We start from the raw sequence: 22,463 nt of genomic DNA on the forward strand, positions 1-22,463 counted from the left end.
CCTAAGCAAATTCCGTGTAGGGTTCGTGGGGTGACGGCCCATGTCAGTTGTGTGTCCGGCCTGGACGCCAGGCAGGTCCGCGACGTTCGTGATCATTTCCGGCACAGCGGCCTGCGGTTGCCGACGATCGACTACCACATCGATGACCGCGGTCAGCTGATCCGGGCGACGAGCTCCGGCTGGGCCGAATGGGACAGCCGGGCCATCGCGACGGCGGCGTCCTGCCGGGCCTGCTCGGTGCACCGGGACCTGATCCGCTGTCTCGACCAGTACGCGAGCTCGGGTTGGGACTCGGATCTGCTGGTCACCCTGCCGCCGGGGGTGTCCGGAACGACGGTGCTGGACGCGGTCGAGGCGGTGCCGGAGGCGGGCCCGAGACCGGTCGGGTACGCGATCGGATCGATCATGACCGTGATCGATCCGGGCACCCTGACCGCCACCCTGCGATCCACCGAAACCCTGGCCGAGAAGGGATTCTGCCTCGGCTACGGGGATCTGACCTGCGGCCGGCTGCTGGTCGAGGACCTGCTGCTCAGCGACTGCTACATCCTGGCCCACGACGGCCCGGACCGGGCCGGCCTCGAACTCGGGGTCGAGCTGGCCCACCACCTCGCGCCGCAGAGCCGGGCGACCGCGCTGACCTCGGCTAGCTCGGCCGGGCCGCTGCCCCTGCCCACCCTGGAGTACCGGTTCGATCAGCTCGAGGTGACCTGGCGCGCCTCCGCCGGTGCGGTCGTGATGCCGCTGGTGGCGGACGGCCGGCGGGTCCGGACCCATCTCGCCTCGACCCGGCGGCCGCTCCATCCCGCCCGGCTGCGCGCTGCCCTGGGCGAGCTGACCGCCGGCAGCGTCTGGGCCCGGGGCCGGATCTGGGCCGCCTCGGTGCCGGACCGCAAGTTCGGGATGACCGTGATCGGGCACTGCGTGGATTTCGCCGACGGCGGCCCCTGGCTGGCCGACCGGCCCGGCTCGATCGAATCGACCACCGACACCGAGGGACTGCTGAACTGGCAGGACGACTGCGGTGACCGGGGCACCTGGCTGGCCTTCACCGGCGAGGCCGTCGACCCGGCCCGGATCGACGCCTGCCTGGCCGGCTGCGAACTCACCGACGACGAGCTCGGCTTCGGTGCCGCGCGCTGGCGGGAGCTCGACGATCCGCTGCAGCTCCGCTCCGTCATCTGCGCCCACTGCCCGAACCACCAGGCCGACCCGGCCTCGTAGGAGTCAGGATCCGGCCAGCTGCCGGACCCGGTCGGCCAGGGCCTCGGCCGGCAGCAGCTCGGTCGGCTGGCCGTTCAGCAGCAGCGTCGGGGTCTTCCGGTAACCGGCCTTGACCGCCTGCTCGGTGTTGTCCTTGATCCAGGATGTGTAGCGCCCCTCGTCGATGGAGGCCAGGGCCTCCGGTGCCGCGATCCCTTGCTGGCTGGCGAAGTCGCGCAGTTGCGGAGCCTGCCAGCCTTCGGTCGCCGCGGACTGGTTGACGAACAGGGCGGAGTGGAAGGCCAACCAAGCCTCGGGTTGGTGCGCGGCCACGGCGGCGCTCGCGTTTCCGGCCAGCGGCGCGTAGCGGGACTCGGTCGGGATGTGGACCAGGTGATAGCTGACGGCCACGTCGCCGCCGGCGATCAACTCCTCGAACGTGCTGGCGGTGGCGGCGTCGTAATCCTTGCAGTGCGTGCAGCCGTACGACTCGTACAGCTCGATCTGCACCTTGGCGTCCGCCGGGCCGAGCCGGACCGTCGAGCCCTCGACCCGGAACGGGACCTGGGCCCCGCCGACGGGAACGACCGTGTCCGCGGTCGGCGTCTGGCGGCCCTGGGTGACGACCGAGATGATCACGGCGGCGGCGATGATGCCGATCACCACCACGGCGACCCCACCGATGACCAGGACCTGCATCAGCCGACCCCGCCGCCCGGCCGCCGCGGCCTCGGCCCGGGCCCGTTCGCGGGCCGAAGTCCGGGAGCCGCTGCCGGCCTTCTGGTCCCGCTTGTCCTGACTCATCCGCACTTCTCCTGTCAGCCGTCGAGCTGTCCGCAGCCGCGTTGTCCGCAGTCGAGACGACACACCCTAATCGCCGGCCGGTCACCGGAGAGGACACCGCGAACCGCCGGCAGCTCAGCCGCCGAGCCGTCAGATCCGTTGCGACACGCCGCCGAAATGGCCGCGGAGGTGACGGGTCGGCGGATTAGGGGTGGGGCGGAGGTGTCCGCTAGGGTGAACCGGTTGCCTCGGCGAGGGTGACCCCGGCCTCGGTCGGCGGTCGACCGTGATCGACATTGGGCGACGCGCTCCGACGATTCCCGTCGGTCCGCGGATCTCAGCGGTCGCTCGCTCGCCGCGGAACAGCCGATTCCACACATCAGTCGTTCGAGGAGTTCGTTCGTGCCCGAGGTCAAGCTCACCGCCGAAACACGTACCGAATTCGGCAAGGGCGCTGCCCGCCGGATCCGTCGTGCCGACAAGGTCCCCGCCGTCCTGTACGGGCACGGTGCCGATCCCGTTCACATCACCCTGCCCGGTCACGAGACGCTGCTCGCGCTGCGGGTCGCGAACGCCCTGCTGTCGATCGACATCGCGGGCTCCAAGTCGCAGCTGGCCCTGCCGAAGCAGGTGCAGCGCGACCCGATCAAGGGCCTGATCGAGCACGTCGACCTGGTCATCGTCCGCCGCGGCGAGAAGGTCACCGTCGACATCCCGATCCACGTCGAGGGCGAAGCCGCTCCCGAAACGCTGGTCGTGGTGGAGAACTCCACCATCTCCATCGAGGCCGAGGCGACCCACCTGCCGCAGCAGATCGTGGTCTCCGTCGAGGGCCTGGAGGCGGGGTCGCAGATCACCGCCGCCGAGCTCGACCTGCCGAGCGGTTCCGCGCTCGCGGTCGAGGACGACCTGCTGATCGTCAACGTCACCAACGCGCCGGTTGCCGAGCCCGAGCCGGAGACCGAGTCCGAAGGCGAGGCGACTGCTGAGGCCGCCGCCGAGGGCGAGGGCGGCGAGTCCGAGGAGAGCTGAGCTCACCTCGCGCCGGTACGAGCTGAGTGATGCAGCCCTGGCTGGTGGTCGGCCTCGGTAACCCGGGGCCGGCCTACGCAAACCATCGTCACAACGTCGGTCACCTCGTCGTCGACCGGCTGGTCGCCCGCGCCTCGGCCAAACTCAAGGCGCCGCTCGGCATGCGGGCCGAGCTGGCCGAGTTGCGGGTCGGGCCGCCCGGGTCCGACGCGCCGCGGATGATCGTGGCCAAGTCCCGGACCTACATGAACGAGACCGGCGGTCCGGTGTCGAAGTTGATCAAGTACTACAAGATCACCCCGGCGGCGCTGATCGTCGTGCACGACGAGCTGGACATCGATCCCGGGCAGCTGCGGGTCAAGTTCGGCGGCGGCGACAACGGGCACAACGGTCTCCGGTCCATCCGGGCCTCGCTGGGCACCGGCGACTTCTACCGGATCCGGTTCGGCGTCGGCCGTCCGCCCGGCCGACAGGAGGCCGCGGACTACGTGCTCAGCAACATCCCCGCCGCCCAGCGGGCCGACTACGACGTCGAGGTCGAGCGCGCCGCCGACGCCGTCGAGTCCTTGATCACGGCCGGTCTCGACCGGACCCAGAGCGCCTACAACAGCTGACCCGGCCGCACTGATCACTCCCCGGGCAGTCGGCCGCGGACGGCCCAGGCGCGGGCCGGCAGGCTGAACGCCCCGGCCGGGGACTCGAGTTCCGTGAACAGGGCGGCCCGCAGTGCCGTCTGCCGTTCGTGATCGAGGCCGGCGCAATAGGCCCCGGCTGGTCCGATCTCGTACGTCAGCGGCTGCCAGAGGTCGTCGAAGTCGGCGTACCGGGCGCTGACCGTGAGTGGGGCGGTCTCGATCTTGATCAACCCGGCGCCGTGCCACAACGCGGTCAGGCTTTCGGCCGTGCGCAGCCGTTGGTGGCCCTCGTCCGGAGCCGCCGGATCGAGCGTCGCGGCAGCGCGCCAGAAGGCGGCCAGCATCCGCATGCCCACGGCGTAGTCCCAGGTGCAGGCGACGATCGTGCCGCCGGGGCGGACCACTCGGGTCAGTTCGACCAGTCCCGCCTCCGGGTCCGGGACGAAGTTCAGCACCAGCTGGGCCAGCGCGGCGTCGAACGCGTCGTCCGGCCACGGCAGCCGGTCGATCCCGGTCTGCCGGACCGTCGCGCCGGGCACCGGTCCCGGCAGGCGTCGACGAAGGAGGCCGACGGGTCCACCGCGGCGACCCGGTCGGCCCCGACCCGTTCCGCCAGCCGCGCGGTCAGGGCGCCGGGGCCACACCCGACGTCCAGCACCCGCGACTCGGGCTCGAGCTCCGCGAAGTCGATCAGCCGAGGTGCCAACTCGCGCGAATAGCGCCCCATGAACCGGTCGTACGCGTCGCCGGTGACTGCGAAGCTCATGGCTCCATTGACCGCCCGGGCGCGGCGGCTGTCAATGATCCCGACCGGTGCGCACCGTGCCCATGATCGCCGGACACGGTGCGCCCGGCATCAGGCCCGGACGGCGGAGAGCTCCGTCCGCACCGGTGCCTCCCAGTCGATCCGGTAGCGCTGCTCGGCGCCCATCGTCTGCTCCGGATCCATCTTCTTGATCATCATCGGCATCAGCACCGACATCATCCGGCGGGCCACCGGCCCCGGAGTCTTGCTGTGGTTGATCTTGCGCGCGCGGGCGGCGACGCCCTCGACCCGGGGCCGCCGGAGCCGTTCGTAGGCGGCGAAGGCCGACGAAGGATCGGGCAGGTCACGCAGGCAGCGAGCCAGCTGGATCGAGCTCTCGATCGCCAGCGAGGCGCCCTGGCCCGAGCTGTTGGACGGAGCGTGCACGGAGTCGCCGACCAGCACCATCCGGCCGCGATGCCAGCGCGGCACCGGCGGCATGATGTGCAGCGCGCCCTGTGTCTCCAGGTTCGCCGCGGTGGTGTGCCGGACGAACTCGGCCCCGGGATCGTCGTCGCTGTAGGTCTCCCGCAGCCGTTGCAGCCAGTGCTCGGCCGGGATCGCGCGGGCCTCGGTCAGCGACAGATAGTCCGGGTGCGGCAGGTTGGCGCCCCACATGATCCGGTCCTGATCCAGCGCGCCGTAGAGGTAGTAGGCCCGCCGGCCGAAGGCGAAGACCATCGATCCCGGCGTCAGCCCGAGGTGGTTGTCGATGATCGCGCCGAAGCCGATCATGCCGGTGTAGTCCGGTCCCGGATTGGCCGGATCGATCTGCCCGCGGACGGTGGACCGGACGCCGTCGGCGCCGATCAGGACGTCGGCGGTGGCGGTGCTGCCATCGGCGAAGTGCGCGGTGACGCCGGCATCGTCCTCGGTGACCCGGACCAGGCGCTTCTCGTACTCGAACGGTACGCCGGCGGCGACCGCGTGATCATGAAGGATCCGATGCAGATCGTTGCGATCGACCAGCTGCAAGGGTTCCAGGCCGGCCGGCTGCGGAGTCGACAGCCTCTTTCCGCCGACGGACAACTCCATCCGCGAGATCGGGTCGGCGACGGCACGGACCAGATCACCGGCGCCGATCAGGTCGAGCGCGGCGACCCCGTTCGGGGCCAGGGCGAGGCCGCTGCCGATCCCGAAGGTCGGGCCCGGGTAGGCCTCGTAGACGCGGGCGGCGATGCCGGCCTTGAGCAGGGCGGTGGCGGTGACCGGACCGGCGATGCCGCCGCCGATCACGAGCGCGGATTGGGTGGTGGACATGGGCGTGCTCCAGTTCTGTGCGGTACGGGTTTGGTTCGCTGACCCGTCCGACCTGCACACACCCGGTTATCCTGTGGATTGCCAGCCTGGGCCGGTTGCGTCGTCAGATGCGGACGGTTCGGGACTGCATACATCGGGCTCGGCGGTGGTGTTGCTGCACCTCGTCGGGCCCGATCTGATTTGTCACTCCTGCCGATGGTTGCCGGCTCCGGAATTGGTGTTCGCCTGGTCGGCCATCCTCCTTTCGACCAGCTCCACGACCTCGGCGGGTCGCAGGCCCTCGGTGTGGAAGCTCCGCCACAGCTCGACCTCGGGGAACTCGCCCCGGGCGATCTCGTCGCGCAGCGATCGCGCCCACGTCGCCTCGGCCTGCAGCATGGCCAGGTCGTACTCAACCTCGACGATGAACAATCTGGGCAGCCCGGTCGTCGCGTGCTCCTCGACGATGCGGCGGACCGACGCGATGCTGCGGTCCAGCGCCTCGGCGCGGCGGCCGAGCAGGTCGGCGACCTCGTCCGGCGGCAGGGCGGCCATCACGGAGAGCCCGGCGGTGAAGCGGTGCGCCTCGTACTCCGGCTCGGCGATCAGCTCCCGGGTCCAGTCGGCCATCTCGGCCCGGCCGGCCTCGGTGATCGCGTAGATCGTCCGCTCCGGGCGGGCGCCGGCGCGTTCGCTGCCGACGATCTCGAGGAAGCCCGCCTTCTCCATGTTCTGCACGACCGTGTAGAGCGACCCCCACTTGATGTCCATGTCGCGGTCCTTGCCGCGCTCCCGCATCGTCGTGGCGATCTCGTAGCGGTGCAGCGGCCGTTCGACCAGCGCCGCCAGCACGGCCAGGGCCAGCAGATTGTTCACCTTGCGCTTGGTAGCCATCGCACCTCCTTACTCGTCTACGAATATACGTCGACGACTATTCCGACGCAAGGGTGCTGAGTTGTCCACAGGGTTCGCCGGTGGAGCGTGACAGCATTCGCGGTCCGCCTTGGCGTCGCCTGATGGGGAGAAAGGTGGAACTACCATGGCGTCCATGACTGCCGAGGCAGAGGCCTGGGGCCTGCCGCACGGTCGATCGCTCACCCGGGCGGATCTGGCGGATGCTCCCGATGACGGGCACCGCTACGAGCTCATCGACGGGGTCCTGATCGTGTCGCCGGCTCCGACGCAGCGACATCAACGAGCGGCCTTCCTGCTGGCGATGCAACTTGAGATCGCATGCCCGCCAGGGCTTCGGGTGATCCCTGCCCCGTTTGACGTGGTGCTCGCTGTCGACACGGTGATGCAGCCCGACATTGTGATAGGTCGGATCGCTGAGCTGACCGATGCGGATCTTCCGGCGGCTCCCGTATTGGCGGTCGAGGTGCTGTCGCCGTCAACCCGACGATTTGATCTTGTACTGAAGCGGTCCCGGTTCGAATCCGCCGGTGTGGCTCACTACTGGGTCATCGATGCGGCGGAGCCATCGATCACGGTGTGGACCCTGGTCGACGGCCGCTATGGCGACCCGGTGCGGGTCACGGGGGATGAGCCGCTGGCGGTCGCCGAGCCGTTCGCCCTGCGGATCACGCCGAACGACCTGGTCGACTGAGGCCTCCGCAGGGTGCGGAGCGCGTCGTCGTGGCCGATGAGCCGACGGATTGAGAGAATCGGCCGCCATGATGGACCGAGCGGCTGCAGTGTGGGCGTCGAACCCGAAGCGATACGTCCGGGCGACGGGTGAGGTCCTCGACGAGGACGCAGGGTGGGATGGCGACGGTTCGCGCCGCGCGGCTGCGGTTTTCCGAACCTCCTACCTGGTGCCGAACGATCCCGCGCTGATCGACGCGCTGCCGACCGCGCACCGCCTGTTCGTGGGATTCGGAGTGAACGGGGCAACTCCGCCGGAGGGGCAAGGAGCAACGGTCACAGCCAGAGCCGCGAACCTGTACCGCGAGTTGCTGAGATCGTTCGACGACGCGGCGCGGGCACGGCTGGGGAACGACAGTCAGGGCTTCCTGATCGCGATGTCGCGCAGCTTCTCCGTCATTCAGGCCATCCATCAGTTCGCCGCGCACCGTACGGTCGAGCGAGCGGCGATCGAGCGCGCGGCGGCCGAGCACGCGGCGGCCGAGCGAGCTGCAGCCGAGCGCGCGGTCGCCGTGCAAGCTGCGACCGGCCCGGCGGGGGTCCCTTACGTGGCGCGGGCCGGCTTCACCGTCTCGACGGCGTTCACCCTGTTCGGCAGTGCCGGCTTCGTTCTGTTGGGGTTGCTGTTGCCGTACGAGCAGGCCGGCCCGATCTCGCTGATCATCGTCGTCTTCTTCGGCGCCTGCGGGCTGCTCAGCCTGCTGGACCTGGCGCTACGCAGGGTCAGGCTCCGGGTCGATGCCGAAGGTGTGACCCTCGGCGGGCCGCTTCTCAACTACCGGAGGTCCACGAAGCGGCTGACCTGGTCGGAGGTTCGCCGCGTGGTGCTGTTCCGGGGGATCGGTGTCATCACCTGCGTCGGTGTCGAACCGTGGACCGGAGCCGGGGTGAGGAAGCCGTTGTCCATGTCCGACGAGTTGAACCAGCTGATGGCGCCGCACGTGCCGGCCGCCGTTGTCCGGCACAGCGTGATGGTCCACGGGTGGCGACTGGACCGCGATCGACTGGTGGCGGCGGTGCGAGACTTCGCGCCCTCGGTCGAGATCGTGGAGGCCGGCTGACCAGCGAGATCGCTTCCAGCGAATAGGACGGGTGAATGTCGGCGGGGAGTTGTAGGTTGTCTCGGTGACCCTTTCGGGACTCGTCGACCTTTTCCTCCAAGAACCCACCGTTTCCGAGACCATCGGTGACGCGCGCTCGCGTACCGTCAAGGCTCTCGACCTGACCGCCCCCGCGCCGATGCGACCGCTGATCGCCGCCGCCCTGGCCGCGGCCACCGACCGTGGCGGCGCGGACCGCCCGGTGCTGCTGGTCAGCTCCACCTACCGCGAGGCCGAGGAGCTCACCACGGCCCTGCAGTCCTTGCTGAGCGAGGACGACGTCGTCTACTACCCGGCCTGGGAGACGCTGCCGCACGAGCGGCTCAGCCCCCGGTCCGACACGGTCGGCCGCCGGCTGGCCGTGCTGCGCCGGCTGGCCGGCACCGGGGACGAGGCGCCACCCAAGATCATCGTCGCTCCGGTCCGCAGCGTGCTGCAGCCACAGGTGAAGGGGCTGGCCGAGCTGCGGCCGGTCCGGGTCGAGGCCGGCAGCGACTACGACCTCGACTCGCTCGCGCACGATCTGGTCGGCGCCGCCTACGTGCGGGTCGACCTGGTCGAGCGGCGGGGCGAGTTCGCCGTCCGCGGCGGGATCCTCGACGTCTTCCCGCCGACCGAGGAGCACCCGGTCCGGGTCGATTTCTTCGGCGACACGGTGGAGGAGATCCGGCACTTCTCGGTCGCCGACCAGCGCTCCGACGAGGAGACCATCAGCACCTTCGTCGCCTCGCCCTGTCGCGAGTTGCTGCTCACCGACGAGGTCCGGGAGCGGGCGAAGGCGCTGGCCGTCGAGCATCCGGAACTGATCGAGATGCTGGACAAGATCGCCGCCGGGCACGCGGTGGACGGGATGGAGTCGCTGTCCCCGGCGCTGGTCGAGGGGATGGAGTTGCTGGTCGAGCTGCTGCCGGTCGAGACCCACGTCCTGCTCTGCGATCCGGAGCTGATCCGCGGCCGGGCGCAGGATCTGGTCACCACCAGCCAGGAGTTCCTGCAGGCGTCCTGGGCCGCTGCGGCCGGCGGCGGCAAGGCGCCGATCGATCTCGGCGCGTCGGCCTATCGGGGCCTGGCCGAGGTGCGCCAGGTCGCGATGGATCGCGGCCTGGCCTGGTGGACCCTGTCGCCGTTCAGTTCCGGCCCGGCGCCGGCGGGCGCGGACCCGATCCGGACCGAGGACGGCGAGCTGATCGACTTCTCGACCCGGATCAGCACCGCCGGCGTGGAGTCGCGGGTGATCGCCGGCCAGGTCGGTGAGACCTATCGCGGCGACACCGAGGCGGCAGTTCGTGATCTTGCGGCCCGGGTGCACGACAACTGGCGGCTGGCGGTGATCGCCGAGGGTCAGGGCCTGGCCCAGCGGATGATCGAGGTGCTGTCCGAACATGATCTTCCGGTCCGGATCGGCGACGGCACCGAACCTCCCGCCGCGGGCACGATCACGGTCAGCACGGGCGCGCTACGGCACGGCTTCGTCGCCGATGAGCTGCGGCTCGCCGTGCTCACCGCCGGTGATCTTTCCGGGCGCGGAGCCATTGCGGACAAGGAATCCCGGTCGATGCCGAGCCGGCGTCGCAACCAGATCAACCCGCTGGAGTTGATCCCGGGTGACGCCGTCGTGCACGAGCACCACGGCGTCGGCCGCTATTTGGAGATGGTGCAGCGGACGGCTGCCGGCACCACCCGGGAATATCTGGTGGTCGAATACGCGGCGTCCAAGCGCGGCCAGCCCGGCGACCGGCTCTACGTACCGATGGATCAGCTCGACCTGCTCACCCGCTACGTCGGTGGCGAGCACCCGAGCCTGGACCGGATGGGCGGCGCCGACTGGAACAAGCGCAAGGGCCGGGCCCGGCGCGCGGTGCGCGAGATCGCCGCCGAGTTGATCAAGCTGTACGCGGCGCGGCAGGCCAGTCGCGGTCACGCCTTCGAGCCGGACACCACCTGGCAGCGCGAGCTGGAGGACGCGTTCGGCTACGTCGAGACGCCGGACCAGCTGGCCGCGATCGACGAGGTCAAGCGGGACATGGAGCAGATCGTGCCGATGGACCGGCTGATCTGCGGCGACGTCGGTTACGGCAAGACCGAGATCGCCGTCCGGGCCGCGTTCAAGGCGGTCCAGGACGGCAAGCAGGTGGCGGTGCTGGTGCCGACCACCTTGTTGGTGCAGCAGCACTACGCCACCTTCGCCGATCGCTACGCCGGTTTCCCGGTCCGGGTCGCGCCGATGAGCCGGTTCCAGTCCGACTCCGAGATCAAGGCGACCAAGGAGGGCGTCACCGACGGCAGCGTCGACGTGGTGATCGGCACCCATCGACTGCTCAGTGGCGAGGTCAAATTCAAGGATCTCGGCCTGGTGATCATCGACGAGGAGCAGCGGTTCGGCGTCGAGCACAAGGAGCAGTTGAAGAAGCTGCGGATGGACGTCGACGTGCTGGCCATGTCGGCCACCCCGATCCCGCGCACGCTGGAGATGGCGGTCACCGGGATCCGGGAGATGAGCACGATCGCCACCCCGCCGGAGGAGCGGCATCCGGTGCTCACCTTCGCCGGCCCGTACGAGGACGCGCAGGTGACGGCCGCGATCCGGCGCGAGCTGCTCCGCGAGGGACAGGTCTTCTTCATCCACAACCGGGTGCAGAGCATCGACAAGATGGCCAAGCGGCTGTCGGAGCTGGTGCCCGAGGCCCGGGTGGTCACCGCGCACGGGCAGATGAGCGAGCAGCGGCTGGAGCAGGTGATGGTCGACTTCTGGGAGCGGCGGGCCGACGTGCTCGTCTGTACCACGATCGTCGAGGCCGGGCTGGACATCTCCACCGCCAACACGCTGTTGATCGAACGGTCCGACCTGCTCGGGCTGTCCCAGCTGCACCAGTTGCGCGGCCGGGTCGGCCGGGGCCGGGAGCGCGGCTACGCGTACTTCCTCTATCCGCCGGAGAAGCCGCTGACCGAGACGGCCCATGATCGACTCGCGACGATCGCCGCACACACCGATCTCGGCGCCGGGATGGCGATCGCGATGAAGGACCTGGAGATCCGCGGCGCGGGCAACCTGCTCGGCGGCGAGCAGTCCGGGCACATCGCCGACGTCGGCTTCGATCTCTACATCCGGCTGGTCGGCGAGGCGGTCGCGGAGTATCGCGGCGTCGAGACCGACGAGCAGTCCGAGGTCCGGATCGAGCTGCCGGTCGACGCGCGGCTGCCGACCGACTACGTGGAGTCGGAGCGGCTCCGGCTGGAGATGTACAAGCGGCTGGCCGAGGTGCGCACGCTGGACGACGTGGCCGAGGTCCGCTCCGAACTCGAAGATCGTTACGGTACGCCGCCGGCCGAGGTGGGCAACCTGTTGGCGATCGCGGAGTTCCGGATCCTGGCCCGGCATGCCGGGCTGTCCGAGGTGGTCGGCCAAGGCAACTACATCCGGTTCGGCCCGGCCGAGCTGCTGGAGTCGAAGGCGCTGCGGCTGAAGCGGCTCTACCCGGGCAGCGTGATCAAGGAAGCCGCCGGCTTCATCCTGGTCACCCGGCCGCGGTCCCGGACCATCGGCGGGCCGCCGATCGTCGACACCGAGCTGCTGTCCTGGGCCACCGAGGTGATCAACAACATCTTCCTGGCCTGAACCCTTGGCGAGGGTTCAGGATCCCTGGTAGGTCGGCGCGGGCTCGCCGAAGAGGTGTTCGTAGGCCTTGGCGATGTCGGCGTAGACCTGATCCTCGGTCTCGTACTCGAGGTCGGTGCGGGTCAGGTCGTAGAACTCCATGAGGGAGAGGGTTCGGGTCCGCAGCAAGGCTGCCCAGCCGTCCCTGATCGACTCCCGATACTCGGTGGACGAGTTCCAGAGGCTCTTGCGCCAGTCGGCATCGGCTGATTCGGGATCAAAGTATCCCGCCAGAATGTCGAGGGCCTTTTCGTTCATGGTCCGCTTCTACCCTTCCTGCTGTCCGGGCCCGGTTCGGGGAACATCGTTACGCAGCGCAGATCCCCATTGTCTTCTTTCTCGTACACAGCCTTGATCGTTCCTCCCGTGAAGTCCAACTCCGCGAGCGCTCCACCGACGGCCCGGTCGTGACGAAACCCCCGCATGCGTGGCTCGGCGTCTTTGCCCAAGGCATCTTCGATGGTCGCTTTCGGGCGGAGATGCCCGTCGACGGCAACCTGCGCACGCAGGTAGGCCTCCGCTGCGACGTAATCCTTCGGGTCCGAGAATGCAGTCGCGAAATCGCCGCACCGATGTGGGCGGCCGTGGACTCCGTCGGTGGTGGTTCCGGTCATCGGGTCGATGTGGTCACGCGACCTGACCTCTCCGTTGGGTTTCAGGACCGGCTTGCCGTCCGGACCGACTTCCGGGGTCCCCATCCGAGCTCTGAGTTGATCATCGCGGGCGTCGAGATGGCGTTGCGGGCCGTGGCCATCGATTCTGAGGTCGGCGAGGCGATCATCGATCTCCGAGTCGTCGGTCGACTTGTCAGGGCTGTCCTCGGCCTGCTCCGTCGCCGCTTCCCGTGGCTCCTCGTCCTGCGCAGAGTCGGCCTCGGAGCGGCGGCCGTACAGGGTCCGCGGGTTCTCGGCGAGGTGTTGACGCCTGGCCCCGCGCGCTGCGTGGAAATCACGGTCGCGGTCCTCGTCGGTCTTCGCCCACGGATCGTCGTCCCGGATCTCAGTGGAATCCGACCGGGTCTCGACCTGCTCGACGTCCTCGAGCCGGCTTTCTACGCCACCGCTCTCCGATCGCTGCCGGTCGAGCGCCACTATCGGCCACCGCCGAGGTAGCGGATCGGCCAGTGTGACGGGGCGAAATCCTGAAGATGCTCAGCGAGCCGGATCGACCAGGCCGGGTCGTCGATGCTGCAGCCGATCGCCGTCTCGAGCCGGGACGGGCGGTTCGCTCCGAGGAGCACCAACCGTCGTTCGCTCGTCCCGGCACCGACGTCGATTCGCCAACGTCGCCAATCGCAGGAGTGGTCGGCGGCGTCGTCGCCGGTCACGGCCGCGTTCAGCGCCGTGTTGACATGTACGGCGAGGTCGGCGGGACCGAGTTGCCGGGCGAACGTGAGGCTGCGCTCCTCGACGGCTCGGTCCACGGCGTGCGACAGAGTGCATTCGCGGTGTTGCGACTCGAATCGGGCCAGCGCGTCGAGCATCCCGGCGGTGAGGAACGGCATCGGCTCGCCGATCAGGTGACACATCACGCTGAGCTCGGCCCAGCTGACCAGTACGGGTTCCGCCTCCAACTGGCGCTCGGCGTACCGGATCCGGCGCAGCGTGCAGGGGGAGGATCGGCAGGCCGTCCCGCAGGTCGCGCTCCGCGACCGCACGAGCGATTGCGCCATCGTCCGCATGGCAAGGATGGTAGCCGCACCGCACGTCCCGCATCGCTGGAGAGCCTGATCGGCGGGCTGCTCAGCGAGACCAGCTGAGCCGGACCACCTCCAGCAGCTCGAACGGGTCGATCATGATCACCGCGCGGCCGTCGACGATCCGCACCGGCACCGCGCGGTCGGTGATCATCAGCCGGGCGGTCACGGCGCTGACACCCTCCGGCACGGCGACGGACAGCCGTTGCGGCGGCAGCGGCACGGTCTCGTACTGCTGGCCACGCATGGCCATCGGGTTGGTCAGGTTGACCAGCGAGACGACAAGATCATCATCGTTCTCCCGGACCGCGAGGTCGACCAGGCCCGGCCCGTCCAGGACGACCCGCGGCTCGTCCCGCAACGCCCAGCGGACCGCGTTGGTGATCAGTCGGCCATGATCGGCCTGCAGCGCCTCCCAGTGCACCTCGCCCAGGTTGAAGGCGACGTAGACGGTCCGACCGCCGCCCGGATGGTCCCTGGTGATCACCGCCGGCCGGTCCGCCGGCAGCCGCGGATAGACCTCCTCCATCGGAAGATCGGGATAGTCGGGGATGAACCGGAACCAAACGCCGGCCCCGGGCTCGGCGCTGACGCCGATCACCCGGGTGCCGCCGATGATCCGGTCGGCTCCCTCGAAGCCGGCGGTGATCGGATGGTCCCCGGTCAGCTCGATGTAGTTGTTCTTGATCGGCCCGCGGGCCGGCTCGATCAGCCGGACCCCGAATTCGGCGGCCAGCCCGAGGTCGTGACGGGGCCGCTGTCGCTCGTCGTACAGGGTCGATTCGTGGGCGGCGACGATGCTGCCACCGCCGGCCAGGTAGCGGCGCAGCACGGCGAGTTGATCATCGCTCAGGGCCTGGCACTGCGGCAGCACCAGCACCTTCACGCCGTGCAACCGATCCGGCCGGAGTTCCTCGGCGGCCAGATAGCCGAAGGGGATCCGGGCGGCGACGAGCGCCTGATAGAAGCCGTCCTCGTGCGTGGTCGGCGTCGCGTAGCCGCCCCAGGGCCGAGTCGGGTCGAGCGCGACGTTGTCCAGGATCGCCACCTCGGCGGTGGGCTCGGTGATCGAATACAGCGGTTCGCACCGCTCGTGCAGTTCGTACGCCTCCGCGATCGGCTCCACCCAGCGAGTGTCGAAGCACTGCGCCTTGAACTTGGTGAACCACGGGTCGGCGCCGTGCACGAACCCGTCGACGATCCAGGCCCGGAGCTCGTGCGGGTCGGCGACCGCGTCCTTCCACCGAGTGGCGTGGTGCTCCGGGCCGACCGAGGTGATCAGGCACACCGGCCGGTCCGGAAACATCCCGCGGCTCCGCTTGCCGATCCGGCCCGGCGCCCAGCTGGCCTCCAGACCGGACCGGCCCTGCTTGTCGATGAAGAACATCGGGTAGCGGTCGTCGATCAGCTCCCGGGACAGGTCGCGGGTCAGCATCGCGCCGCGGTTGGGGATGAACCGGACGTGCGGCCGGACGGCGCGGACGGCGTCGTCCCAGCGCACCACCAGTTCGCTCAGCCGCCGACTGCGCCAGCGGGTGTAGTCCGGCCAGGCGGGATCGCCGGGGTGGTCCGTCGCGGGCAGCCGGCGGCCGGTGTCGGCGGTGAACCGGCGGGCGGTGCCGGAGGCGTACGACACCCCGCCGTGCCCCTCCCACCGGTTGGCGAACAGGGCGTCGATCTCGTACTCACGGGTGATCTCCACCGCGACCTCGGTAATGAAGTCCTGGTGATAGTCGCTGAACGGGTCGGTCAGCCACACCCCGGGAAAGGACCAGTGCGGAATCGGGTCGCCCGCGGCGTCGCGGGCCAGCCATTCCGGGTGCGCCTCGGCGGCGTCGGCGTGGATCGCGTGTGGGTCGACCCGGGCCATCACGTGCAGCCCGAGCCCGCGGGCGGCCTCGACCAGGTCGCCGAACGGATCGCTGTCGCCGAGGTGCCGGCTGCGATAGTGGTACGGGATCCGGGTCGGATAGAACGCCATGTAGCCGCCGGCGCTGAGACAGATCGCGTTCGAGCGGGTCCGGCGCAGCACGTCGACCCAGAAGTCGAGGTCGAGATACAACGGGTCGTCCTCGACGAAGGTGAGCTGGGTCCACCGGGTCGCGGTGCGATACCACTCGGCGCTGCCTGAGTGGTCGATGGCGGTGGGATCGGAGACGGTCATCGACACCCTCCCTCTGAGCAATATTGTATGACATGATGTCATGTAGGACATCTTCTCGTGATCACTGGGGAGTGTCCGGAGCATGATCAACTTCCGGCCGGAGTTGATCAGCTGGTCGGCTGCCGGGCGTCGGGGGACCGGCAGCGGGGCATCCGGTCGGCATCGCCGGTACCATGACGCCGGTGAAGAACCTGCACCGTATCCGTCCGCGCCGGGTCGCGGGCCTGGTCGCGGCCCTGACGGCCGTCGTCGCCACGGCCGGCTGTGCCGGCGCCGCGCCGGACGTGGCCGCCTATGTCGGGCCGTCCACCATCAGCGACTCCCGGCTGCAGGAGGTCACCGCCGCGGCCGACGCGATCTTCAGCACCCAGGGGGCGCGGGCCCGCAAGGATGGACTGCTCAGCGTGCTGGTGCTGGGCGAGATCACCGAGCAGCTCGCGGAGCAGCGCGGGATCCGGATCTCCGACGGCGAACGCAATGCGCTGATCTCGAACTCGCCGCTGGGCCCGCTGGTCGGTGACGCCCGGACTCGCGAGTTGGCCTACGACTACGCCGATGCCGAGCTGGTCCGGATGCGGGTCGGTGACCAGACGTTCGTCCAGACGCTGATGGAGGCCCAGGTGCGGCTCAATCCGCGCTACGGCACCTGGCAGCCCGAGGCCTACGCCCAGGGTGCGTCGATGGTCGGCGCCGGGTCGGAATCCCTCTCGGTGCCCATCGCCACCCAGTCATGAGCACCACCCCCGGAAACGTCCCGCCGCCGGCCGCGTTTCCGCGGGGATCCCGAGACGACCCGGCCACCGGTGCCGGTGATCATCCGGGGCTGAGCCGGCTGGCCGAGGTGATGGCGACGCTGCGCCGGCGCTGCCCCTGGGACGCGGAGCAGACGCACCGGTCGCTGGTCCAGTACCTGATCGAGGAGACCGGCGAACTGGTCGAAGCGATCGAGACCGGCGACCGTGATCATCTCGCCGAGGAGCTCGGCGACGTGCTGCTGCAGGTCTATTTCCATGCCGAGATCGCGGCCGAGGCGCCGGATGGTTTCGACATCGACGACGTCGCGGCCGGGGTGGCGGACAAGCTGGTACGGCGCCATCCGCATGTCTTCGGCGGCGAGGGCGTACCGGCTGATCTGCACGGTAGCTGGGAGCAGCGCAAGGCCGAGGAGAAGGGCCGGACCTCTGTCCTGGAAGGGATTCCGGAGCAGCTCTCGGCGCTGGCTCGGGCCGGCAAGATCATCAGCCGGACCCGGTCGCGGCGGGTCGCGGTCGAGCTGGCGGACGAGCCGATCGACGCCGCCGAGCTCGGCCGCCAGATCGTGGCCCTGGTGGCCCGCGGCCAGGCCAGCGGGATCGACCCGGATCAGGCCGTCCGGGACGCGGTCCGCGACCTGGAACGGGGCGTACGCTCCGCGGAGAACGGCGGCTCATGATCTTCGGCCGGTACGCGGACCGTGCTGAGGCGGGGCAGCGGCTGGCCGCCCTGCTGGCGGACGTGATCGGCGCCGACCGGCTCACCGCGCAGTCCGCCGGATCGAGTCGTCCGGTGATCTTGGCGCTGCCGCGCGGCGGCGTGCCGGTGGCGGCGCCGATCGCCGAGCGGTTCGGGCTCGACCTCGACATCGTGGCGGTCCGCAAGCTCGGGGCACCCGGGCAGCCCGAGCTGGCGATGGGCGCCCTGGCCCGGATCGGGGACCGGGTCGAGCAGCTGCGCAACGCCGCGGTGATCACCGCGATCGGCGTGTCCGAGGAGGCCTTCCGGGGCGTGCTCCGGCGGGAGTTGCAGCTGCTGGACGAGCGGCACCGGATGCTGCGTACGGACCGGCCGGAGCTCGCGGTCAGTGACCGGCCGGTGATCATCGTCGACGACGGGCTGGCCACCGGCACCACCATGCTGGCCGCGATCGAGGCGGTCCGCCGGGCCGGTGCGGCCATGATCATCGCGGCGGTGCCGGTCGGCTCGCCACGGGCGGCCGAGCTGATCCGGTCCGAGGTCGATCACCTGGTCTGCCCCCAGTTGCCCGAGACCTTCCGGTCGGTCGGCCAGGCCTACGCCGGCTTCGAGCCGGTGCCGACCGCGGAAGCCCGGCAGATCCTGGATCGGTGGGGCCCTCGGTCATGATCATCGGCGACGACCTCGGGATCGAGGCGCCGGTCCGGCGGGTGTTGGTGTTCGGCGTCACCGGAACCGGCAAGTCCACCCTGGCCGCGCAGCTCAGCGAACGGACCGACCTGCCCTGGCACGCGGTCGACGACCTGACCTGGCAGCCCGACTGGGTGCCGGTGCCGGCCGAGGAACAGCGACGGATGATCCGGGAGGTCTGCGCCGGCGACGCCTGGGTCCTTGATCACGCGTACGGGAGGTGGCTGGACGTGGTGCTGGAACGGGTGCAACTGATCGTCGCCCTCGACTACCCGCGGCTGTTGTCCCTCGGCCGGCTGCTGCGCCGCTGCGTGATCAACATCGTGGCCCGCCGGCCGACCTGCAACGGCAACTTCGAGACCTGGCGCAAACTGGTCGGCCACGACTCGATCGTCCGCTGGCACTTCCAGTCCTTCGCCGGGAAACGAGCGCAGATCCGACGCTGGGCCGCCGACCCGGACGGTCCACAGGTGATCGTCTTCCGCCGCCCGGCCGATGCCGAACGCTGGCTGCGCGAACTCTGACCCACCTCGGGAGGGTCGTCCCCGAGCCCGTCGAAGCATGTCCTGAGCCTGTCGAAGGGGGCAGGCACGATCGAACCCGCGTCCTCGTCGGCCGCGATCGGGGTTCGTCCCGATCGACCCGGAACGCCGCCCGGGGTTCGTCGGAATCGATATCCGGCATTGCCGCAGCCGAGTAATGTTCCTCGGGTGAGCGTTCCGCACCCGGAGACCCGCCGCGACGTCGAGGCGGCCCTGGCGGCCCGCCGCGAACTCGGGCCGGAATTCGATGATCAGATCGCCGCCGGCCTGGCCGAGCGGATCGAGTTCCTGGCCCAGCAACGCGCGGTCGAGCTGCAGTCGCAGCAGCACCTCGAGCACTCCGAAGCGGCCGCCGAACGGCTCAACCGAAACCAGCGACTCGCACTCGCCATCGTCTCGCTCGGCACCGGCATCCCGATCACCGCGATCGCCGGCGCCATGGTCGACCCTCCGCTGATCGGCATCCTCGTCTCCTGGGGCGGCATCGTCGCGATCAACGTCGCGAACGCCCTCGGCGGCCGCCGCCGCAACCGCTAGCTCCGCCGACCCGCCACAAACGCACGCGGTTCTGCGGCGTGTCGGGGCACACGGACGTCTCGGCGGGCAGCCGGCCCGCCGATCGTCGACCGGCTGCTGAACTGCGGACAACTCAGTCCTGTTCCATCCGCCGCCACGGGACCGGCGGCGCTCGACGGGGGGGTGCCGAGGTCGCTTCCGTTGATCCGGCCAGCCCAGGCGACGAGGCGGCGCCAGGTTGGCATCGACCTCCGCTGGCAGCTTGGAGGATCGGGGTTTGGTCGAGATCGTGACCGGCGGCTGATCGTTTCGGTCGGCGGGCGGGTCACGGTCGATCTACTACGAGAGCAAGCTTTCGACGAGGGCGGCCCGGTAGCTTGCGGACCGAGTCTGCCGCCGGCCGTCGGTCTGCGACCGGGGATCGTCCCCTCGCGGTGGCGTCTCCGCCCCCCTTCGTGGTCTTCGCGCCGGCTGTTGGTGCCGCGGAGGTACCGCAACGGGGGCGAAGGTGGTTGGTGAGTGGGTGCGGTCGGTTCGGCGTGGGGCGGAGATCGGGTTGCTTCGGCGGCAGGGCCGAGCGGATGGCTTTGATCTTCGTCGGGTCGTGGTGGTTGTCCGTACGGCGACTTCGCCCCACCTACGCGGACTTCGCGCCGGCTGTTGGTGTCGCGGAGCTCGCGCGACGGGGGCGAAGAGGGCGGCGGTTGACGGGGCGGGCCGACCATCCGCTGTGGCGAGCACCGGCGGCAACGGTGCCGCGAAATCCGGGAGTCACTCGCGATGGGTCCCCGTTGATTCCGGCAGCTCGGGGGTTCGGGACCACAGTTCGGCGATGATCGGGCGGCGGAGGCTGGTGCGCTGGGCGCAGAGGCCGATCCGCAGGGTCGGCAGCGGCGGTCGCGGGGACAGCACTCTGACCTGGTCCCGCAAAGTGCTGGTCTCCAGCACCAGTCGCGGCACGACGCCGAGGCCGTAGCCGAGGGCGACCAGGGCCAGCAGGGCCTCGTGGCCGGGCGGCTCGGCGACGACGGTCGGCGCGATCCCGCTGGCCCGGAACCAGGCCTGGGCCGCGTCCCGGCCGAGCCCGGTGCGGGGCAGCAGGTACGACGCCGCCGCCCAGTCGAACCGGCCGTCGACCGGGCCGGACCCGGCTGGCGCGACGAACTCCAGGCTGGTCTCGGTGACCACTCGGCTGACCATCGAGGCCGGCACCCGGGCGGGGATCGCGGCCAGGGCCAGGTCGACCGAGCCCTCGTCCACCCGGGCGATCGCCACCGCCGCGTCGCCGGTGGTCAGCTCGAGCCGGACGTCCGGATGGTCGGCCCGGAACGGCCGGATCAGGTCCGGCAGGATCGCCTGGCAGGCGGTGACGGTGGCGAAGATGCTGATCTGCCCCTGCAGTCCGGTGCCGGTCGGCTCGGCGGCCCGATAGCGGTCCCAGAGTTCGACCGCGCCGCGGGCGTACTCCCGGAAGCGCAGCCCGTCGGCCGTGATCGACACTCCGCGCGGCCCCCGCTCCAGCAGTTGCCGGCCGGCTCTGGCCTCGAGGCGCTGGATGGCGCGGGTCAGGGTGGCCGGGCTGACGTGACTCTCGGTGCTGCTGCGGCCGAAGTTGAGGGTCTCGGTGACATGCAGAAAGAGCCGAAGGTCGCGAAGGTCTTCCATCGCGGATCTCCTTTCTTTCAGTTTTCGCAACGGACCGCTACGAATCCTGCGCTTGTCGAAACGCTGGTCCGAAGCCTAGAACTGATCGCATGAGATCACCCCACGACGTTCCTCTCCTCCGCTTCGCTCCCCCGAACAACGCCGCGGGGACCCCGGAATGAGCACGTACAGCAGCGCGGTCTTCCCGACCGAGACCATCACCCTGCCGGCCGGGCCGGAGACGATCGTCCGCGGCGGACGGCAGCTCTTTCCGTTGCTGGACAGGGGATTCGCCGGCGTGCGACGGATCGGCGTGCTCGGCTGGGGTCCGCAGGGGCGGGCTCAGGCCCTCAACCTGCGGGATTCGCTCGCCGGCACGAAGATCACGGTCAGCGTCGGACTCCGGCCCGGCTCGGCCTCGGCTGCCGCCGCTCGGGCCGAGGGCTTCACCGAGGAGGCGGGGACGCTCGGCGACTGGCTGGACGTCGCGGCCGCCAGCGATCTGTTGTTGATCTTGATCTCCGACGCCGCCCTGGCCGAGCACTACCCCGAGATCTTCGCGGCGGTACGGCAGGGGGCGACCATCGGGCTGTCGCACGGCTTCCTGATCGGACACCTGGCCGAGGTCGGTGATCAACTCCCGCAGGGAGTCGGGGTGATCGCGGTCTGCCCGAAGGGGATGGGCGACTCGGTGCGCCGGCTCTATCTGCAGGGCGCGGAGGTCAACGGCGCCGGGATCAATGCCAGCTTCGCGGTCGAAGTCGATCATGACGGCCACGGTGTCGACCGGGCGCTGGCCTGGTCGATCGCGCTCGGCGCCCCGTACACCTTCCCGACCGACCTGCGCTCGGAGTATCTCTCCGACATCGTCGGCGAACGGGGGATCCTGCTCGGCGCGGTGCACGGCATCGTCGAGGCGTTGTTCCGCCGGTTCCGGGCCGCGGGCGACGACCCGGAGCGCGCCTATCTCCGGTCCTGCGAGAACATCACCGGCCCGATCGCCGCCGCGATCTCCGACCGCGGACTTCGGTTGCTGCGGGATGATCTCGCCGGGCCCGACCGGGCGATCTTCGATCAGGCCTACGCGGCGTGCTATCCGGTGGCCACCGAGTTGATCACCGAGATCTACGACGAGGTCGAGGCGGGCACCGAGCTGCGCAGCGTGATCCTCGCCGGCCATCGACTGCGGCGGACGCCGATGTCGGAGATCAACCGATCGCCGATGTGGGCCGTGGCGAAGGAGATTCGCGAGGGGCGGCCGGGACGGACGGTGCCGATCGACCCGTACACGGCCGGGGTGTTCGTCGCGACCATGATCGCCCAGGTGGACCTGTTCGCCGGCAAGGGTCATGCCTGGTCGGAGATCATCAACGAGTCGATCATCGAGGCCGTCGACTCCCTGCTGCCGTACCTGCACGCCCGCGATGTCGGTTACATGATCGACAACTGCTCGACCACCGCCCGGCTCGGCGCCCGCCGCTGGGGCCCGCGGTTCCAGGCGGTGCTGGAGCAGATCGTCTTCCCCGCCACCGATGAAGCCGACATCCCGGATCCGGAATTGGTCAAGAACTTCGACACCAACCCCGCCCACGACGCGCTGGCGGTGATCGCCGAACTCCGCCCCTCGGTCAAGATCGCCCTTTGAAACCCCGACTTGTCAGAA

At 70.0% G+C, this 22,463-nt stretch carries 21 protein-coding genes and 1 pseudogene; 12 read left to right on the top strand and 10 right to left on the bottom strand.

Annotated elements, in window-relative coordinates:
• The first annotated feature begins 30 nt into the window (after nt 1–30).
• Entirely contained in the window at nt 31–1,224 is a 1,194-nt protein-coding gene (locus FNH24_RS00255) for a GTP-binding protein (protein ID WP_152360134.1), read from the top strand.
• A 3-nt stretch (nt 1,225–1,227) separates the two neighbouring features.
• On the opposite strand, the gene FNH24_RS00260 is transcribed toward FNH24_RS00255, so the two are convergent.
• On the bottom strand, nt 1,228–2,007 hold the full coding sequence (locus tag FNH24_RS00260; RefSeq protein ID WP_152360135.1) for a DsbA family protein: 780 nt from the start codon (nt 2,005–2,007) through the stop codon (nt 1,228–1,230).
• A gap of 381 nt (nt 2,008–2,388) precedes the next feature.
• Between FNH24_RS00260 and FNH24_RS00265 the strand changes: the two genes are divergently transcribed.
• A complete protein-coding gene (locus FNH24_RS00265) occupies nt 2,389–3,018 on the top strand; it encodes a 50S ribosomal protein L25/general stress protein Ctc (protein ID WP_152360136.1) in 630 nt (209 codons plus the stop codon).
• A gap of 29 nt (nt 3,019–3,047) precedes the next feature.
• On the top strand, nt 3,048–3,632 hold the full coding sequence (gene pth / locus FNH24_RS00270) for an aminoacyl-tRNA hydrolase (protein WP_152360137.1): 585 nt from the start codon (nt 3,048–3,050) through the stop codon (nt 3,630–3,632).
• 14 nt (nt 3,633–3,646) lie between these two features.
• On the opposite strand, the gene FNH24_RS00275 is transcribed toward pth, so the two are convergent.
• From FNH24_RS00275 to FNH24_RS00285, 4 genes and pseudogenes are all read right to left on the bottom strand, one after another.
• Entirely contained in the window at nt 3,647–4,108 is a 462-nt protein-coding gene (locus FNH24_RS00275) for a class I SAM-dependent methyltransferase (RefSeq protein WP_425486872.1), read from the bottom strand.
• Nucleotides 4,091–4,419 (bottom strand): annotated as a pseudogene (locus FNH24_RS31860) (class I SAM-dependent methyltransferase); the annotation flags it as partial. The pseudogene FNH24_RS31860 and the gene FNH24_RS00275, both read right to left, overlap by 18 nt.
• Nucleotides 4,420–4,509: 90 nt before the next feature.
• Nucleotides 4,510–5,718: an FAD-dependent oxidoreductase gene (locus FNH24_RS00280; protein ID WP_152360138.1), complete on the bottom strand. Its 1,209-nt coding sequence runs from the start codon at nt 5,716–5,718 to the stop codon at nt 4,510–4,512.
• Nucleotides 5,719–5,901: 183 nt separating this feature from the next.
• Entirely contained in the window at nt 5,902–6,591 is a 690-nt protein-coding gene (locus FNH24_RS00285) for a PadR family transcriptional regulator (RefSeq protein ID WP_152360139.1), read from the bottom strand.
• Between the two features lie 109 nt (nt 6,592–6,700).
• Here FNH24_RS00285 and FNH24_RS00290 point away from each other — a divergent pair, with 109 nt between their 5' ends.
• The 3 genes from FNH24_RS00290 to mfd all read left to right on the top strand — a co-directional run bounded on the left by FNH24_RS00290 (nt 6,701) and on the right by mfd (nt 12,057).
• Entirely contained in the window at nt 6,701–7,303 is a 603-nt protein-coding gene (locus FNH24_RS00290; protein ID WP_246186678.1) for a Uma2 family endonuclease, read from the top strand.
• Nucleotides 7,304–7,370: 67 nt separating this feature from the next.
• Nucleotides 7,371–8,402: a hypothetical protein gene (locus tag FNH24_RS31865; RefSeq protein ID WP_217427971.1), complete on the top strand. Its 1,032-nt coding sequence runs from the start codon at nt 7,371–7,373 to the stop codon at nt 8,400–8,402.
• 64 nt (nt 8,403–8,466) lie between these two features.
• Nucleotides 8,467–12,057 carry a transcription-repair coupling factor gene (mfd, locus tag FNH24_RS00300; RefSeq protein ID WP_246186679.1) on the top strand — a complete coding sequence of 1,197 codons (3,591 nt, stop codon included), beginning with the start codon at nt 8,467–8,469 and terminating at the stop codon, nt 12,055–12,057.
• A gap of 15 nt (nt 12,058–12,072) precedes the next feature.
• Here the strand turns inward: mfd and FNH24_RS00305 are convergent, their stop codons facing one another.
• The 4 genes from FNH24_RS00305 to FNH24_RS00320 form a co-directional block, all read right to left on the bottom strand.
• Nucleotides 12,073–12,354 (bottom strand): hypothetical protein, encoded by a 282-nt coding sequence (locus FNH24_RS00305; protein ID WP_152360140.1) that lies wholly within the window; start codon nt 12,352–12,354, stop codon nt 12,073–12,075.
• The gene (locus FNH24_RS00310; protein WP_152360141.1) at nt 12,351–13,187 is read right to left on the bottom strand and encodes a hypothetical protein; all 837 of its coding nucleotides are present in this window, start codon (nt 13,185–13,187) and stop codon (nt 12,351–12,353) included. The genes FNH24_RS00305 and FNH24_RS00310 overlap by 4 nt, the downstream gene beginning before the upstream one ends.
• On the bottom strand, nt 13,187–13,768 hold the full coding sequence (locus FNH24_RS00315) for a hypothetical protein (RefSeq protein WP_152360142.1): 582 nt from the start codon (nt 13,766–13,768) through the stop codon (nt 13,187–13,189). Before FNH24_RS00315 ends, FNH24_RS00310 begins: the two co-directional genes overlap by 1 nt.
• 70 nt (nt 13,769–13,838) lie before the next feature.
• Nucleotides 13,839–15,956 (bottom strand): alpha-amylase family protein, encoded by a 2,118-nt coding sequence (locus FNH24_RS00320; RefSeq protein ID WP_152360143.1) that lies wholly within the window; start codon nt 15,954–15,956, stop codon nt 13,839–13,841.
• A 182-nt stretch (nt 15,957–16,138) separates the two neighbouring features.
• Between FNH24_RS00320 and FNH24_RS00325 the strand changes: the two genes are divergently transcribed.
• The 5 genes from FNH24_RS00325 to FNH24_RS00345 all read left to right on the top strand — a co-directional run bounded on the left by FNH24_RS00325 (nt 16,139) and on the right by FNH24_RS00345 (nt 19,177).
• Complete coding sequence (locus FNH24_RS00325) at nt 16,139–16,690, top strand: hypothetical protein (RefSeq protein WP_152360144.1); 552 nt, start codon at nt 16,139–16,141, stop codon at nt 16,688–16,690.
• A gap of 110 nt (nt 16,691–16,800) precedes the next feature.
• Nucleotides 16,801–17,388 (top strand): nucleoside triphosphate pyrophosphohydrolase, encoded by a 588-nt coding sequence (locus FNH24_RS00330; protein ID WP_246186717.1) that lies wholly within the window; start codon nt 16,801–16,803, stop codon nt 17,386–17,388.
• The gene (locus tag FNH24_RS00335; RefSeq protein WP_152360146.1) at nt 17,385–18,077 is read left to right on the top strand and encodes a phosphoribosyltransferase; all 693 of its coding nucleotides are present in this window, start codon (nt 17,385–17,387) and stop codon (nt 18,075–18,077) included. Before FNH24_RS00330 ends, FNH24_RS00335 begins: the two co-directional genes overlap by 4 nt.
• Nucleotides 18,059–18,622: a P-loop NTPase family protein gene (locus FNH24_RS00340; RefSeq protein ID WP_217427972.1), complete on the top strand. Its 564-nt coding sequence runs from the start codon at nt 18,059–18,061 to the stop codon at nt 18,620–18,622. The genes FNH24_RS00335 and FNH24_RS00340 overlap by 19 nt, the downstream gene beginning before the upstream one ends.
• Nucleotides 18,623–18,808: 186 nt before the next feature.
• Entirely contained in the window at nt 18,809–19,177 is a 369-nt protein-coding gene (locus tag FNH24_RS00345) for a hypothetical protein (protein WP_152360147.1), read from the top strand.
• A 750-nt stretch (nt 19,178–19,927) separates the two neighbouring features.
• Here the strand turns inward: FNH24_RS00345 and ilvY are convergent.
• Complete coding sequence (ilvY, locus tag FNH24_RS00350; RefSeq protein WP_152360148.1) at nt 19,928–20,821, bottom strand: HTH-type transcriptional activator IlvY; 894 nt, start codon at nt 20,819–20,821, stop codon at nt 19,928–19,930.
• Nucleotides 20,822–20,978: 157 nt separating this feature from the next.
• Between ilvY and FNH24_RS00355 the strand changes: the two genes are divergently transcribed.
• Complete coding sequence (locus FNH24_RS00355) at nt 20,979–22,445, top strand: ketol-acid reductoisomerase (protein WP_152360149.1); 1,467 nt, start codon at nt 20,979–20,981, stop codon at nt 22,443–22,445.
• The last annotated feature ends 18 nt before the right edge of the window (nt 22,446–22,463 follow it).

The sequence above is a fragment of the Microlunatus speluncae genome (assembly GCF_009299835.1).
Lineage (GTDB): Bacteria > Actinomycetota > Actinomycetes > Propionibacteriales > Propionibacteriaceae > Microlunatus > Microlunatus speluncae.